General features: G+C 43.7%; 13 protein-coding genes and 2 pseudogenes. 3 read left to right on the forward strand and 12 right to left on the reverse strand.

The window, feature by feature from the left end:
* The 10 genes from BK127_RS44615 to BK127_RS39990 all read right to left on the reverse strand — a co-directional run.
* Window positions 1-359: hypothetical protein (locus tag BK127_RS44615; RefSeq protein WP_218639077.1), on the reverse strand; the 359-nt coding region annotated here is incomplete at its 3' end.
* Window positions 360-1,318: 959 nt separating this feature from the next.
* Complete coding sequence (locus BK127_RS39950) at window positions 1,319-1,936, reverse strand: FMN-binding negative transcriptional regulator (protein WP_076238236.1); 618 nt, start codon at window positions 1,934-1,936, stop codon at window positions 1,319-1,321.
* 129 nt (window positions 1,937-2,065) lie between these two features.
* Window positions 2,066-2,584 (reverse strand): spermidine/spermine N(1)-acetyltransferase, encoded by a 519-nt coding sequence (gene paiA / locus BK127_RS39955; protein WP_076238237.1) that lies wholly within the window; start codon window positions 2,582-2,584, stop codon window positions 2,066-2,068.
* A 26-nt stretch (window positions 2,585-2,610) separates the two neighbouring features.
* Entirely contained in the window at window positions 2,611-3,063 is a 453-nt protein-coding gene (locus tag BK127_RS39960) for a MarR family winged helix-turn-helix transcriptional regulator (RefSeq protein ID WP_076238238.1), read from the reverse strand.
* 279 nt (window positions 3,064-3,342) lie between these two features.
* Complete coding sequence (locus tag BK127_RS39965; RefSeq protein ID WP_076238239.1) at window positions 3,343-5,994, reverse strand: glycosylhydrolase-like jelly roll fold domain-containing protein; 2,652 nt, start codon at window positions 5,992-5,994, stop codon at window positions 3,343-3,345.
* A 112-nt stretch (window positions 5,995-6,106) separates the two neighbouring features.
* On the reverse strand, window positions 6,107-7,687 hold the full coding sequence (locus BK127_RS39970) for a type 2 periplasmic-binding domain-containing protein (protein WP_076238240.1): 1,581 nt from the start codon (window positions 7,685-7,687) through the stop codon (window positions 6,107-6,109).
* Between the two features lie 69 nt (window positions 7,688-7,756).
* A complete protein-coding gene (locus BK127_RS39975) occupies window positions 7,757-8,626 on the reverse strand; it encodes a carbohydrate ABC transporter permease (protein WP_076238241.1) in 870 nt (289 codons plus the stop codon).
* 3 nt (window positions 8,627-8,629) lie between these two features.
* The gene (locus BK127_RS39980; RefSeq protein ID WP_076238242.1) at window positions 8,630-9,535 is read right to left on the reverse strand and encodes an ABC transporter permease; all 906 of its coding nucleotides are present in this window, start codon (window positions 9,533-9,535) and stop codon (window positions 8,630-8,632) included.
* A 153-nt stretch (window positions 9,536-9,688) separates the two neighbouring features.
* Window positions 9,689-11,272, reverse strand: a complete 1,584-nt coding sequence (locus tag BK127_RS39985; protein ID WP_076238243.1) for a response regulator — start codon at window positions 11,270-11,272, stop codon at window positions 9,689-9,691.
* Between the two features lie 41 nt (window positions 11,273-11,313).
* Window positions 11,314-13,095, reverse strand: coding sequence for a sensor histidine kinase (locus tag BK127_RS39990; RefSeq protein WP_076238244.1), 1,782 nt, complete (start codon window positions 13,093-13,095; stop codon window positions 11,314-11,316).
* 320 nt (window positions 13,096-13,415) lie between these two features.
* On the opposite strand from BK127_RS39990, the pseudogene BK127_RS46150 reads away from it, so the two are divergent.
* Both BK127_RS46150 and BK127_RS39995 read left to right on the forward strand, forming a co-directional pair.
* Window positions 13,416-13,596 (forward strand): annotated as a pseudogene (locus BK127_RS46150) (transposase); the annotation flags it as partial.
* Between the two features lie 18 nt (window positions 13,597-13,614).
* Window positions 13,615-13,845: pseudogene (locus tag BK127_RS39995) on the forward strand (integrase core domain-containing protein); the annotation flags it as partial.
* An 81-nt stretch (window positions 13,846-13,926) separates the two neighbouring features.
* On the opposite strand, the gene BK127_RS40000 reads toward BK127_RS39995, so the two are convergent.
* Complete coding sequence (locus BK127_RS40000; protein WP_076238245.1) at window positions 13,927-14,505, reverse strand: TetR/AcrR family transcriptional regulator; 579 nt, start codon at window positions 14,503-14,505, stop codon at window positions 13,927-13,929.
* 208 nt (window positions 14,506-14,713) lie between these two features.
* Here BK127_RS40000 and BK127_RS40005 point away from each other — a divergent pair, with 208 nt between their 5' ends.
* Window positions 14,714-15,400, forward strand: a complete 687-nt coding sequence (locus BK127_RS40005) for an NAD(P)-dependent oxidoreductase (protein WP_076238246.1) — start codon at window positions 14,714-14,716, stop codon at window positions 15,398-15,400.
* Between the two features lie 568 nt (window positions 15,401-15,968).
* On the opposite strand, the gene BK127_RS40010 is transcribed toward BK127_RS40005, so the two are convergent.
* Window positions 15,969-16,487, reverse strand: a complete 519-nt coding sequence (locus BK127_RS40010) for a DinB family protein (protein ID WP_076238247.1) — start codon at window positions 16,485-16,487, stop codon at window positions 15,969-15,971.
* Between the last annotated feature and the right edge of the window lie 166 nt (window positions 16,488-16,653).

Here is a 16,653-nt window from a genome sequence, read left to right on the forward strand (position 1 = left end):
GTGTTTATGTCGGTATCGGGGCTATTCAGTCTAATTCGATCGTTAAACCAATGCCCATCCGGCACCTCTAAGCCGGCATTATACATGGTATTAAGAATGATGGGCTTTGACGTATCTGCCACTACGTTTCTAGAGGGAATTATTGTGTCTGTGTAGACCGAGTTCATTACATTTTGGGCAAATAATGTATCATTTTTAGTTGTATTGAGCGAAAGTGAAGTATGTATACGACCTGAGGCAGCTTTATTACTTGCAGCATCTGTGACCGTCTCTTCTGCGATTGTCACTATGGGCGACTGAATTCCTAACATGAGTGCAGTTAAAGCACATACTAGCATTCGTCCCAGATTATTTATCATTTTATTTCTCCTTAAATAAAATTATTAAGTAAGTGATCCATTCACTTCTCGCTCGTTTTCCATATGAATGCCCATCTAGACATGGTTCTTGTATTACTCTTATCAACAAGATACAACAACGGTGAAATTACTACTAAATATCGATAGCTCATGACATCACTCAATCCTAGTTATACTTTTCCAATATGTTCACCTCCACCCTCATAAGGATAGGCCAAAAAACACAGAGTCCGGTTGTCCATAAGCAGTTGCTTAAGTAAATGTTGACTCTTAACCTACTTAATAGATTTACGATACTAACTGTATCTTCAATAATTTTGATACATTTTGTACCATGTGTAAATTATAATTCATTAAATTAAAAAAGGTTATCATACTATGCTGTCGATTCTTGTATGAAATAGAATGAATCCTGTATTACGGAAGCCCATAGTAATGCTGAAATTAAATGGTGTTATATGGGGGATATCGATGTTGAAATGGTTCCAGTAGCCAATTTTGATGCAACTACCCCACAGGAGTGGGCCCGGTCATTTTCATGAATTTAACTGGATTTCGCCTTAGGCGCTCGAACAGATTGTAAGCCAGTAACTTGAAACAACAAATCGATCCTCCTCAGGGAATATTCATTGCAGTCAGTTTTGGGCATTACATCTTATAAAAGTGAGTGAGAGGTGTCAAAGAAATATAGAACAACTCAAAGTTCAATAAAACAAGCTTAGAAGGTCCACATGCACCTACTAAGCTTGTTTGACGAAGATGATTAGTTTACTTACTCTTTTGTGTCAGCATATATTAGAAGAACGGTTCTGAAGCGGAAATATACAGACTGTTCCCGGTTCTGCTCCGCTCCATGACAGGCTGATGGAGTTTGTATTACGACTCGTACTGGTTAAAGACTTATTGCTAGCCCATGCCGGCAAAGTAATATATACGGCTAATTGAGCTAGCGTGTCCCCTTAGCTAAATGACCTAGGATTTTGTTTCATAAGAGAAGAAATTTTTTGCTCGTCTGTATTTTCGATCTTCTCTAGCTGTTGAATAACCAATTCCTGTCGTTGTATTGAATGGTTTTGGCTTAACTTTGCTTTCCCTTCTATTCTGTTAATTTTCATTTTAAAGCCCTGAACTCCTTTATTCAAACCACTTAGAAAGTCGGGGTCTATATCCTGCAACCTGTAGGAACTATTAGGGGTCTCGTACTTCAATACCATATCGGTTAAGGAAACCATTAACTCATTTTCGTCATCTATAAGTTCGACATCCCCGTATACATGAACGGTCACATAGTTCCATGTTGGAACTGCCTTATTCGTCTCATACCAAGAAGGAGAGATATAACAATGAGGACCATGAAATACCGCTAACACAATTTGATTCCTAATGTCTTTCCATTGAGGATTTGGACGAGCAAAATGCCCGTATAAATACATATGATTTTTATCGAGAATTAATGGCAAATGGGTAGCATATGGTGTCCCATCATGTTGAGAAAACAATGTAGCAAAACTATTTTCTCTAATAATCTTATAGGCAATTGATATATCCGTAATTTCAAAATGTGAAGGTATGTACATATGGTGTTCTCCTCTCATACATTAAAAATTTATAAGTGTTTTTAATCATAAACCAATAATAGGCAAAAGATCGGACTAGTAGAAGATCCAATTTAAATAATTATTACTGTACCAATCTGTCATCGCTCTTCATATCAGTGTTTTGGTCATTATATAATCAATTTGTTCTTCATCACCCATATAAAAAGAGTGAGCTCCAGTTTGAATAAAACCCATTTTTTTATAAAAGACAATTGCGCTCTCATTCTTTTCCCAAACGCCCAGCCAGATCATCTTTTTGTTCTGTCTAATGGCTATTTCCACCACTTTGTTTAGCAGGTACTTTCCAAGCCCTTTTCCTTGAAATTTGTATCTAATATAAATCCTCTCAATTTCGAGTGACTCATCACCCATTTTTTCGGATTGGGCATCATTAATATTGACCTTTAAATATCCAGCAAGTTCTTCATTGAAACAGATGAGAAAGACTTCTGAAGAAATATTGGACAATTCCTTTTCCAACTGTTTAGAGTTAAATGCTCTTTCCAAGTAGGCTTTCATATTTTCAGGTGAATTCTGATCTTTAAATGTATCGTTGAATGTTTCCATACTTAATTGTTGAAGTATTTGTAAATCTTCAAGGCTGCACTTTTTTATTTTTATAGTCATTTTAAATATAGCTCCTTTATATTAAATCAATAATCTCTCTTGTTTCCCTTTTTTACAAATTCCCAGTCAATTTCTATATTTTTTCTAACTCTTTGAAGCAGATGAAAAATGGTTTCTGCTTCTTTTTCGGAAAATCCCGCTAATGCTACACTATTCGAATGATCATTTTCTCTTTTGATAAAAGGAAATACACTTTCCCCTTTTTCAGTTGGAAACAGTTTATTTATTTTTTTGTTATGTTCATCATCTCTCTTTTCAATAAAGCCATTAATTTCAAGGTTTTTTATTGCACGAGCTGCGGTTGTTCGGTCTACTTTAATCATTTCAGCTAACTTTTCTTGAATTATTCCTGGGTTTTCACATATTCGGACAAGGTACAAATACTGTCCTTTTGTAAGGTCATATTCTTTAAATTCAATATTGCTTATAGAATCTAATGCCCTGGCAATCATTCCAATTTCGCGTAGGATTTCCTTCATATATGCAACTCCATCTTTTTTTATTAACCAGTATTTTAAATAATATTATAATATTTTTGTTGCATTTGCAATAAAATAAAAACCTTTCTTTACAGCCCTTTAGTCCAATCGCTGCTCACCTAATACCTTGATTATACAAAAAAGCAACTTTCACACACATAAATTGTGTAAAAGTTGCACTTTGATTTTGTGGAATTTTTCAGTGGTCTCCCCGTCAATCTGATGCGTCGCTGTTGCGAAACTCCATAGGAATCCATTCGGAACTGCCGTCCATTTTACTTATTTAATACTGGTCACTTGAACGGGTCCAATGAGCCCGCTTGGCTCCTGCTGTGCGAAGGAGGATAAGAAGTCGCGTTGATCCTTCACTAGCGTATTCGTAACTTCGATGACAAGCTTGTTGATGCCCTTCTTGATCAACCCATTGATTTCCAAGCAGTAGGGCGGACAAATTCGCACTCCAACGTGCTCGCCATTTAACCATACTTCTGCCGTTTCATAGACCTCACCCAGCTCCAGCAAAACTCGGCTACTGGATTCACTCCACTCGAAGTCCGTCTCATAACGGAAGGTTCCCGTAAAACGGGGCAAGCAGTCAGGCCGACTCATATTCGTTAAAGTCGCCAGTTTTCCCCATTCCCTAAATCGAGGATATTGTTCGGATTGGGTGGTGGATACAGTCCATTCGCCTTTAAGTTCAAGATCCGACCCCAATGTATATGGCGGCAACGTGTCATAACCTTCCAAATCTGCTCCATGGAGCAAAACAACGGATTCATACGGATGAATGACAAGCTGCACCTCAGTCACATCAGTATCCCCATTTACATCCAGCTTGGTCAACCGATTCAGGAAGGCATCATAGGCATATACATTGCCCTGGACCGGCAAATCCATCTTCGTTTTGATGGTTTGATGCGGGTGTTCATTAAAAAACATAAAAACATCCAAACCATCATGAAGATAGTGATAGTGCCGAAGATAGGGTTCGTTTTTGGCAAGTCTAATATCATAATATCCGTCTGCAATAAGTTCTTGTGACAGCTTGTCTAATGGCACTACCTTAACGTGCCTGTGATTGGCAAGGAGAGACAGTTCAGCAGAGACATCTTTGCCTTCGCTCGAACGTGAGGGCAATTCGTTTATAAAACGAACGGCTAATCCTTGCTCGGCAAGCTGAGCCAAACGTCGAACCATCGCTGTCGGAAGCGCTTCGGCATAGGGCACGACCAGACATTCATAAGCTTCGATATTTACCTGCAGCTTGCCATCTTTCACGTTGGCCGCATCCAGAAGAATATCTACGGGAAGAACATCGCAGTCAATTTGATGCTGCATTAATTCCTTTACAGGCTTATGAAAATACATAGAATCTCCAGACCACTCGGCTTCAGCGTGATATATGACTGCAGCTGTCGCCACATGCCTTCCGCCTGAAATCAGGTGGCACATCCGATTCATATACCCATTTAAATACTTGTAGTAGCGGTACTGCGGATTTTTCCCGCTTGCATACATATGCGGCGGGCAATCCGGATCCGGAAAAGCTTTCTGGGTAAAAGAATGCGGGACAAAATAATTGACTCCGCGAACCAACATATGGTCTGTGATCCATTTCATTAGTTTCAAGCCTTCCGCCCAGCCATATGCCCCATACACTTCACACATCGTCCGGCCTTGTTTTTTCGGATCGATGTGTCCAAGCGATACACCAAGCTTAGCGAGGCCATAGTGGAAAAATTCACTATCCGTATCGCCTCCCGGCTTGCTAAAAGACAATTCATCGAAGCCGGGGACAATCTGCCACAGCACCACATCAAGACCCGACATGTCTTGTCCCCACATTGAACGGAAGAAGTGTCCGGCGCCGGAGCCAAGCCTTGCATGCACGTTGTTGTCTTCAAGTACATGTCCAATGTATTCTACTCCGCGGGTTCTGCACCACTCTCCGATTTGGCTGCAAAAGTTGTCCGCGTAGAGCTTGCTGACAATATTCATATAGGTGTACCGTACGATATTGGTCTGTTCTCCCGCATCATGCCAGAGGAGTGGCAGGTACTTACGGTAGTCCCCTCCTAACGCCTGCTCAAGCAAATCTGACATTTCACTGCTCCAAGGAAGCGGCACCCCTTTTTTTCCGGGCTTCGAATTGAAGTCAAAGGTTGTCTTATCATTGTAGAATCCGGGTTCGTCCGAAAAGAATCCGGCAAATGTCTTTCCGAAATCGGCCTTGTATCGTTCATACACAGCCTCATATACCGTATCGAGCAGAATACGAACGGAATCCCGATCTAGCGGGTTCAGATAATCTTCCTGCTGCTGGCTGCCGCCATCCTTATTTTCAGAAATAATAAATACTCGCCAATACCCTTCCGGGATATCCCAATATAAGATCCCGTCTTGCACAAGGTCAGTAATGTCGGTACATTCACTGAGTAATGTTCCATTGGATGGATCTCGGCGTACCGCGACAACGGAAATTAATTTATTTTTGCCACTTGCGTTTTGGGGCTGCGAGATGGTCGGTCGAAGCCCACGCATCAGCAAGGTATCCAGCAGCAGAGAGGTTCCTTGCGCAGGACCGAGCGTATCGATATAACGTTCACCCAAAAATTTGCGATGAAGCTCTTCCGGAGCTTCCTTTACTTTGCCTGCCGCATTTCCCGTTGGAAAATGGTCATCATCAAGCAACCATACCTTCATACCCCGATTCCGGGCTTCCTCCATAATAATGTCCATGTCCGCCCACCATTTCGGTCCAAGAAAATCTGGATGAGGCCGAGCCTCCACACAAATGGCCCCGATTCCGGCTTCATGAACACGGACCATCTCCTCACGAATCACCTTCTCTTCCTCGCCATGCTGCCAGAGAAAAGGAAGGATATAATTATGTTCTTGACCCTCAAGCACTTCCTTTAGACGATTGCCCATAATAGCCTCCTGCTTCAACTTAGGTTCATTCATCCAATGCCTGCAGCCTGGATGAAAATATCCGCCCGGCTTCGATTCGAAGACGGGCGGATCATCTTGTTCGAAAAATTTATTATTTTTTCACTTTCGCATACCATTCTCTAGCGCGCTTCGTTACTTCTTCGCCACCCGATTTGTTCCACTTATCTACAAATTCATCGAATTTGCTGATCGGGTATTGCCCGAGAATAATTTTGGTAGCGTATTCCACGTACAGCGTACGATTGTTAATGTCCGGGAAGCCGTCATAAACGCTGGCCGGCATACCGTCTCCGGCAATGGTCTTGGCGTACTTCTGAGCCTCTTGCATATTTCGGTTAACCTGATCAACAGCCCACATTCTGTCTTCCGACGCTGTAATTTTGTTTAATTCGGTCATGAAGTCAAGTGTGGATATTTTTGAATAAGGATCAAGAACCAGATTCTCCTGACTACTCTTGTCATCCGGAAGTTTGACGGGTTTGCCGTCCTTCATCGTATGATGCATACCTTCCACGCCAAGGAATAGAGCGTTCCAATTTTTCTTGTCATACATGTTGTTCAACAGCTTCAGGGTGGCCATCAACTTCTTCTGATCCTTGGTGTTCTTGACAACCCATTGCGGTTCTAAAAACCTCTTCCAGGTGTAAAAACCTTTGAAGCCCGGGACTTCCGGTACGGGGAGGACAGCAAAGTCAGGTTTCACACCAGTGTTCTTGAACGTATTTTCCATATATAAATTGCTCGTTTCCGCCCAATGGAAGAAACTGCCTGCTCTTCCGCCGTTAACTTTTCCGTCCCACTTGGCCTTGTCGTTAAGGAGCGTTTCCTTATCCAATAATCCGTCCTTGTACAGCTTGGCGATGAACTCCAAGGCGGCTTTCATATTCGGCGTCACCGCTGAATATGAAAGCTTGCCGTCGTACAGGTCCCATTGGGGATTCCCTTCGAACATGGCCACACCGTACATGGCGAACAGATGATCCATCCAACGCGCCTCCTGACGTCCACCCGTCGGAAGCTCATCCTTCTGGCCGTTGCCATTGGGATCCTTGTCCCTGAATGCCTCTAGAACCTTGACATAATCCTCTTGCGTCTTCGGCATCGGCAGGCCCACTTTGTCCAGCCAATCCTTGCGGATCATGCCAGCGTATCTCCCGTAGTCCACCACACCGGGGATATAATAAATTCTCCCCTGACCAGTAGGGTCGTTGGCCTTGACAATATCCCACATTTCCTTCGGAACGGCTTGCCATAGGTTCGGGGCATACTTGGGCAACAGGTCAGTCAGGTCGGCAATCGCGCCGTTTTTAGCCAGACTGTTTTCGATGCCTTCCTTGGGTAAGAACAGGTCCGGCATTTCGTTAGCTGCGATTTTCAGGTTCAACTGATTCAGGTAATTAGTGCCTCCGTTCCACTCCACATAGGGATGGATGACGCCGACACCAAGCTTTTCCTTATATAATTCATACAGCTTGCTGCCTTTGGTGATCGGTTTATAACCGATGTTGGTGCCCCACACTTCAATATCGACAATTTCATCTGCATTGGCGGTCTGATTCTGGGTAGAAGATGAAGAACCTACGGAAGAGTTCGTGTTTCCGCTGCAGCCGGTGACAGCGGTGATCGCAAGGACACCAGCAGCTGATAATAACCCCATTTTTTTGAAATCCATTTTTTTTCCCCCTCTTAATGGTAATGATATATGTTTAAGGCAGCTTGCCTATAAACCGGAAAGGATGTTTTACCCTTTTACAGAGCCGATCATGGCTCCTTTGACAAAGTATTTCTGCAAGAAAGGATACACCAAAATGATCGGAATGATAGCAAAGATTACGGTCGCTGCTCTTAAGGTCCGCTCGTTATAGTTCAGATCAACCGTTGAAGCGGCACCCGCCATAATAACATTATCGTCGGTGATGAACTGCCGGATCTTGATCTGCAGCGGGAACCAGTTCGGATCTTGCAGGAAAAGGAGAGGATGCTGGAACTGGTTCCATAGCACCACACCATAGAATAGAGCCAGTGTAGCCAATACCGCCTTGGACAGCGGAAGCACGAATTGGAACAGCATCCGGAAATATCCGCTGCCCTCAAGGAAGGCAGCTTCTTCCAATTCTTTGGAGAATTGCTTGAAGAAGGTTCTCATGATGATTAGATTGAACGGATTCAGTATATGCGGTACGATCAGAACCAGCGGATTATTATAAAGTCCGATGCCACGAACCGTCAGGAAGTAAGGCACGATAGGCGCCTTGAAGATCATCGCAATTACGATGCCTATCATAATCACTGGCCCCCAGCGGAACTCTGGCTTCGACAATGGGTAAGCAAGCAAAGCGGTCATTAGCAGAGCCAAAAGTGTTCCGATCACCGTCGAACCCAAGGTCAAGAAGAACGATTTCCACAGATCGGGACGATCGATGATGTTCCCCCAGGAGTCTAACGTAAATTGCTTCGGCCATATCGTTACCAAGTTCATATCCACAGCACTTTTGGAGCTAAGCGAGGTGGAGATCACCGATAGAAGCGGTATGAGCGCTATGATGGACAGCAGGATGAGTGATACTGTAATGGCAGTGACGAATACTTTTTCCCCTCTCGATTCAAACATGTCTTACCAGAGCCCCCCATCCGAAACTTTCTTCGACAGCCTATTGAAGACGTACACCAGGATAAATCCAATTATCGACTGGAACAACCCTACCGCCGTCGCAAAGCTGTACTGCGCTTGCTGAATGCCTGTCCGGAACACGTACGTATCCAGGATATCTCCTACACTATAGGTCATCGGGGTGAGCAGATTGAACACTTGATCAAAGCCCAGATCCAAGAAGTTACCGATTTCAAGCAGGAACAGTATCAGCACGGTAGGTAAAAGAAGTGGAAACGTAATGTGACGAATTTGCCGGAACTTGGACGCGCCGTCAATCATCGCCGATTCATAGAGTTGAGGGTCGATCGCGCTGATCGCGGCCATATACACTACCGTTCCCCAACCGGCATCCCTCCACATGGATGCGATCACGTAAACAGGCCGAAAGTATGCGCTTTCCTGCATTGCCAGCAGGGGTTCAAATCCAAACCACCCGATTACAATGTTGAACAATCCGCTTAATGAAAAGAAATCGAAGATGATACCAGCAACAATGACCCAAGACAAAAAATGTGGAATGTACAGAGCAGTCTGGATCCCTTTCTTCAGCGCCGATTTTCGAATCTCGTTGATCATCAGCGCCAGTACAACGGGCATCGGGAAGACCAATACGAGCTTGAGAAAACCAAGCATCAGCGTGTTGCCGAACACTCGGAAGAAGTCAAGATGGTGAAACAGGGTCCTAAAATGCTTGAGACCTACCCAGGGACTATCGATAAACCCTTTGAAAACCGAATAGTCCTTGAAGGCGATTACAGCACCGGCCAGCGGAATGTATTTGAATACGATGAGAAAAATGATTCCCGGAATCGCCATCACATACAACGGCCAAAAAACCTTCATTCGATGAAATGCAACTGCTTTCAATTTGATTCCCCCAATATCTAGTTGTTGAATTCGCTTACAGTATAACTATACAACTAGAGTATACATTGCTCAATTGGGCATTTTTAAGTTTAAACAAGGTGATTTTATAGAATAAATTGAAAACCACTCCTATATGGAGTGGCTAAGTACCGATTAAACACTCGGTAGGTTCTTGCGGTATTCCCTGGGTTTGCACCCTGTCAGTTTCTCGAACAGTCGCGCAAAATGCTGAGTATCCGAGTATCCTACCATCTGGCAGATCTCGTACACTTTCAAATCTGTCTTCTCCAGCAGTTCTTTCGCTTTACCAATTCGGGTCTGCGTCAAAAAATTCATATAAGTATCCCCCGTCTTTTGTTTGAAAAACTGGCTTAAATAATAGGGGCTGATGAAAAAACGTCCAGCTAGATCTGCTAGTGTGATCGGTTCATTGTAATGTGTAGATACGTATTCCTTAACCTCAGTGATAATGTCCTTTTTCTTGGGAATATTATGCTCCAGCTTGAACGTAATTATTCTTCTGATGACTTGAACCATCCATTCCTCTAGACGCTCTAACGTCCGGAACCGCGAAATGCCCTCTAGTGACAAAATATGACGGCCTAAGAAATCGTTTTGCTGCAGCTGCTGAAAGGACATCTTCCGAACACTTGATAGAAGGATGTTCAAACACTGTAGCTGGAGATCTGCCGGGCTCATGTCTGGTTCGGCTTCCATCCCTCGAAAGATCTCGCGGATGATACCTACACATTCCATCTCGTCCATGTTGTCGAGACCAGCTTCCAATTTAGCTATCATCACTTCAGGAACAGGGTGAATCCGTCCTGTCAGATTCATGATCTCGGGAAATTGGATCACGGCGGCAGCCCCCTTGACGACTTTATAGCTTAATGCATAACGGGCTTCCTCAAAAGACTGGCTGATTCCAGTGGCCCGTTTCTGAACCGTACCTATTCCGACAGTCATGGACAGTTCCAATTCCCGGTAGACCTCCTCCTTAAGACGTTGTACCGAACGAACCAGATTTCCATACTCGATGGAACTGCCTTGGGTAACCACCACTGCTACTTGGGCACCCGAATAACGAAACCGATACACTCCACGGTACTGCCCCAGGGCCAGATCGATTTGCCCGTACACCTGCTGAAGACTAAATTCCTTCAAAGCATCGACGTTGCCGTCGAATTCAAGCAAGATACAAGCGAACCAGACACCCTCTGTTGGAATTCGCGCAATCTGAAGCAGTTCTTCCATAAGTTCCGAATTTTCGCTGTCGACATCTAGGACATCCCGCAAGGCGCTCTCTTGCATACGGCTGTGAACCTCTTGCTTTAATTCGTCCACTTCCTGTAGCTTGGCCCTGTCCGCACGTACCACCTCTATGACCTGATAAATGCAGTCGCGTAGCTCCTCTTCCTCAACCGGCTTATTGAGGTAAAACTGCACTCCCAGTTGAATGCCTCTTCGAGCATATTCGAAGTCGGCATAACCACTTAACAGAATGAATTTAGTCTGACTGCCCTTGTCTTTCAGCATTTTTATCATGTCAAGGCCGTCAGACTGTGGCATTTGAATATCCGTAATGACAATGTCCGGCTGCAGTTTTTGAATTATTTTGAACCCCTCCAAACCATTATAAGCTGCGCCGACGACCTCGCATTCCGGTATATAGCGGCTTATCATTTTTTTGAGACCTTCTACTATGCCTTTCTCGTCATCAACCAAGATCAACCTCATCCCAATGCACCTCTCCTTCTATTATCGTGCCTAACATTGACCTAAAGCTTAGGGATTAAGAATTCGACCGTCGTTCCACGATCAACCGCAGGACGAATCGTCACATAATACCGATCACCATAATGGAGTTTGATACGTTCGGCGATATTTTTAAGACCTAACCCGTTTCGCTCCGGTGCATCGGTTTCTTCGAGTTTATATTTGTCCGATTGAGCATCCTCCAGTACTGCAATCAGTTCTTTTTGTTTCTCCAAAGAAATACCGCCCCCGTCATCCGTTATCCGGATTAAGATTTCCCCATCTTCCGTCCAGACGCCTTCAATATCGATATTCATGGGCCGACTGTAGTCCTCAAATCCATGGTTGATACTGTTCTCCACAATAGGCTGAAATATCAGCGGGATGATGGTGCAATTCAGTATCTCATCTGGGATTCTGATATCTAGTCTGAACATATTATCAAACCGGATGTTTTGAAGTTCTAAGTAATTGATCGTATAATCCAATTCATGCTTCACCGAATGATGTCTGCCCTCTTTACCTAAAGCTAGCCTAAACATGCGAGCCAGAATTTTAATCATACTGGCTGTCTCCTCATCATCTTTCATCAACGCCTTCATGCGGATGGATTCCAAGGTATTGTACAACATGTGGGGGTTGATCTGATTTTGAAGTGCGATGAATTTAGCTTGACGCTGCTTGATCTCCGCGATATACACGTCTTCAATTAAGGTTCGGATCGTTATAATCATTTTGTTGTAACTGTTCACCAGACTTCCGATCTCGTCATTGGCCTGCTCTTTCTCTATGGGCAAGTATTGGCCTGCTTCTGCCTGCTTCATACTTCTACGGAGCGCTTTAATAGGTCTTGTGATCGTATAGCTTAAACCAAGTGAGATGCAGGTTATGACCAGACAGCTCATCAGGATCACGATCACCGTCATTCCTTTGATCTGATTAATTTTCTGCAGCAGCTTCGAGCGCGGAATTTCTGTTTTGATAAACAGATTTCCCTGTGAGGTGATTCCCGATAAAATAATTCGGTCATAGCTGCCGTCATCCTTGTTGTACTCTACTCCGGATTCAAGCACCTGCTGCCAGGATAAACGGCCGCTGGCGGCGTCGGAATGATAGACGATTTCTCTTTGTCGATTGCTTATGACGACACTCATGCCATATTTATCCCGAGCCAAGACAAAATCATGATCAAGCTGCAGCAGTGTAAAAGGATCCAGATCGATGAGAAGTATGCCCGCATATGCCCCGTCTGAACTGAACAGTACCCTTCCTACCGTCACTACGGCTCCTGCCCCTTTATCCTCATAATAGGAACGGTCATGTAACCCGGTAATAAAAAACGTATCATCCGAATTGCGGAGCCGCTTGTACCACTCACGGGATAACAACATGTTCTCATTCACTCTACTTGTTGTACTGGTATATTGATACACGCTGTTATCGCGACTGATCAACATCACGGTACTGATCTCCGATTTGAGCAACGCAACCCGCATCAGTATCCGCTGGACAGCAAATTTTTGAATAATCAACTCGTCCATGGGCAAACTTGGCTCTTCTCCGATCCTGTAGATCAATTCGTTTTCGACCAGTACCGACTTCGTGACCGTGTCATATTCTTTGATGAATTCGTTCAAAGTAGTTCTGATTTGGGACGTATACAGAGAGGCGAATTCTTGGGAGGAATCCTCAAGCCCCGCTGCCGATTGGTGGAAAATAATGGAACTAACACCAAGCAGCGGAATTACACATGCCAGAAGGTAACCTACCAATAATTTATTTTGGAACCTCATGTTTCTTATCATAAAAGCATCCTTCCTATCCAACTTTTGCGCTCTACTTTCTTTCTCTAACTATTGTACCCGCCAAGATGCCTCGACGCTACCAAAGTATCTTAGGTAGAAAATAGTAATGACAATTATTCTTTTGTTACGAGTTGGAAAATCTAATATCCTTTGTATTCGTTTACATGAAAATATACTTTAAGAAAAATAATTTATCAAAGGGGCATTTTAAAGTTTTTACAAGGGCATTTTCATGATTATTTTAGAACTTGTAGGTCTATATTCTGGATCGGATACAGTAAGTTGGACAGATGAATTGAGGGCTAGTAAATTTGAGTGCATCAGCCTTAGATCGATGGATTAAACAAAGTCAAAACTCAGGATCGTTTATGGAGAAGGCCAATCGTACTCCTGAAGAAAAAGTGCTCATCACCCTTCGTAAAGAAAATCAACGGCTAATGATGAAAACGATATTTTAAAGCAAGCAGAGCTGATCATAGGACGAAAGTAAATGTGATTCGCATATCCCAGGCGTTACATACATTTAGAATTGAACGTTCACTAAGCCAAAAGGGATGCCCCTTCGACAATGCTGTTGCTGAAGCCATGTATAAGGTTTTTAAAACGGAATTCGCTAATCCTGATTATTTCTTAAGCTCTGAACAGCTAGCTGTGGAATTAAGTGATTATTTTCACTGGTTTAACCATCATCGAATTCACGGGACGTTGGACTATCTCACTCCTGTTGAAGCCAAGGAAAGACCCTCATAATCGAGATTCAGAAGACCTCACGCATGACATACTAACAGTTTACTTACCATTCGGTAATTGGATGTAGCATAGAAGTTTCCTTCATGTAAGCGGGAAATCAGCTTCAAGATTCCGTTCAAGCAATGATCCCAATCGTTGAGCCATGAAGGAAGGAGCGTGAGGCTTTCCATTCTTGAACCACCATTCCATTACCCCTACGATAGCCGCCCCTAAAAATTGAATATCAACATCCTCACCATCAGTTAATCCTTGATTGCTCCCTTCGGGCATATCGTTCTCTTTCTTCTTTAACTCTTGGAGAAAAAACTCAAGGAATCGATTGCGGAAAAAAGAACCCCCTTTACTCGCTAACATCGCGGAGAAGAATAAATAATGACTCTCAAAATACTTGAACCATAACAACACCGCTTCCATATAATCGGCGTCATTGCCTGCGGAATCGCAGAGTTCCCGCAGCTCGTCAATATGTTCTTCGATGAGCTTATCCAGAAGATCAAATTTGTCCGTGTAGTGAAGATAGATGGTTCTTCGGCTAACATCTGCCCTGTCGGAAATATCTTGTATCGTAATCTGATCAAAATTTTTTTCAATCATCAGTTCAATAACAGCCGTTTTCATTGCTTCTTGGGATTTGCGTATCCTTCGATCCATCTTTGACACTTGAGAATCACCAGCTTTCCTAAAAATAAATACACAATTATAAAGGATTTGTGAACTAATGCACGGAACCTGCCTTTTTATTAATTGTAAACTTTCTATTTCTGTTTACAATTATACATAGTTGCTTCTTAATACACTAATGTGCATTTTATGTGCACGTAAGCGGATAGAGTTAATCATGATCACCAATCGAAGGAGGAACATCTCAATGAAAATCGCGGTTATTGGAGCAACAGGGGCCACTGGGAGGAAAGTGATGGAGCGAGCACTTGAATTGGGACATGAGGTTGTAGCCGTGGCTCGCCGGCCGGAAGTCATCACACCCGCAGAGCGGCTCAGCACCCGGCAGGGGGATGTATTCGACGCGTCGAGTATGGCCAAAGCCATTGCCGGTACAGATGTGGTAATCAGTTGCATAGGTCCAACCAAAAACTTCTCGCCGGGTACCTTCATGTCGCAGGGAATCCCGAATATCCTTGCGGCAAACTTCTCGCCGGGTACCGTCATGTCGGAGGGAATCCCGAATATCCTTGTGGCCTGTCAGCGTGCTGGAGTTAAGCGCCTAGTCATGCAGAGCGGCATTGGTCTGAGCGACGGGAAAGAACTTTCCGCAGTCAATCGGTGGGCAATACGCATTAACCGGCGCATCTTCTCGAAGGCGATCAAGGACAAGGCCATTGCCGAGCGTGCGGTGCAACAGAGCGACCTAGATTGGGTTATTGTACGACCGGCCGGACTTCGTGACGTGGCTGCCACTTTGAAATATACGGCAGATCCCTCAGCCCGCATCGCTCCGTTCCTGCCGCTTCCCTTCTCAGACTGTGCTGACTGCCTCGTACGGGCGGCGACGAGTGAGCCAACCTGGGTAAGGAAGATCGTTAATGTTGGACGATAACATACAGGTGAGATATATTTATGAACTTATTCATTATGGACATATCCTGTCTTATAAACAAATGACTACAATCCCAAGTCCACTCCCACCGCTAGGTGGGGGCTATTTGACGCTCACCATAAGCTAAGCGGCTCCGCAACACTGAAAAATTCAGCGTACATTACATATTTTTACATACATTTGCGGGTGGTATCAGCAACGCTGGTACTCCCCCTATTAGAAAGAATCAGAGTTGACCCATGGCATATTGAATGTACAAAAAAACCGTTACTTTCGTAAAATGGTTGAGTGGTACCTCCATTTTACCAAGAAACGGCTTCTTTTTGTTTTATAAATTGAAGAAAGGGTGTCCTTCGGCCTTTGGGTCGATTTCAATCGATAATAGTACTACTGGCTTGAATAATATAGTCACAGCGGCAGCCCTGGACTGCAAAAAAAGTCCTAGACTGCCGCTATTTGATTGAACTAACGTCAACATTAGCTTAACAATGGACACTTGCTTTTTGCATCATTTGGTGAGTTCCAAGTTCGTATAATATGGCTTAAATCCACCTGCTACACTTGATATTCATTTATGTAGATATTTTGTCTTAATAACGTTCATATGGTGAGTTTCATGACCAGCTATGATAAAGGCAGCCGCACGTGCGGACAATGGGTGACCATTAAACTCTCCACTACGAAGAAAGGCTTCCTCTCGCAGATTCCCTATAAGAGTAAGCGTGGATTGTCGGACTGCGGAAAAATCCACAAGTACCTCTGCCAATGCTAAGTCGTCAAAAGACGCTAACTTTGCGAAGGTATCACGGTCATAACCAGGTAATTCCCGTGCGTCACCGCGTGCGATACGAAGAATTCGATAGTTCCATAACCGCTCGACATCAGTAATATGTCCTACTACGGTTTTAAGTGCCCATTTCCCTTCAGCATATTGGAAAACGCCCTGTTCTTCAGATAGATCTTTCAACAACAACAGTGACTGGTCATGCAGGTTTCGCAAAATATCCACCAAATTCCCATCTGGCACCAAGCGGATATATTGCTCATATTTAGGTAGATATTCGTCCGACTTTGGTCTTGTGTTCATAGGAACCTCCAAATAGGGATTTAGTTAAAGACTTGAGGATTTATTATACCATAATAAGGTATTTAAAGGAGTCTACTTACTGAATATTACTGCCCGTCCCTCGGTTTTAAGGGTTTATCTCACATATACTCACTCATTCGCAGGATTTCGTTGTCCTGTATAACAG

Source organism: Paenibacillus sp. FSL H7-0331, assembly GCF_001956045.1.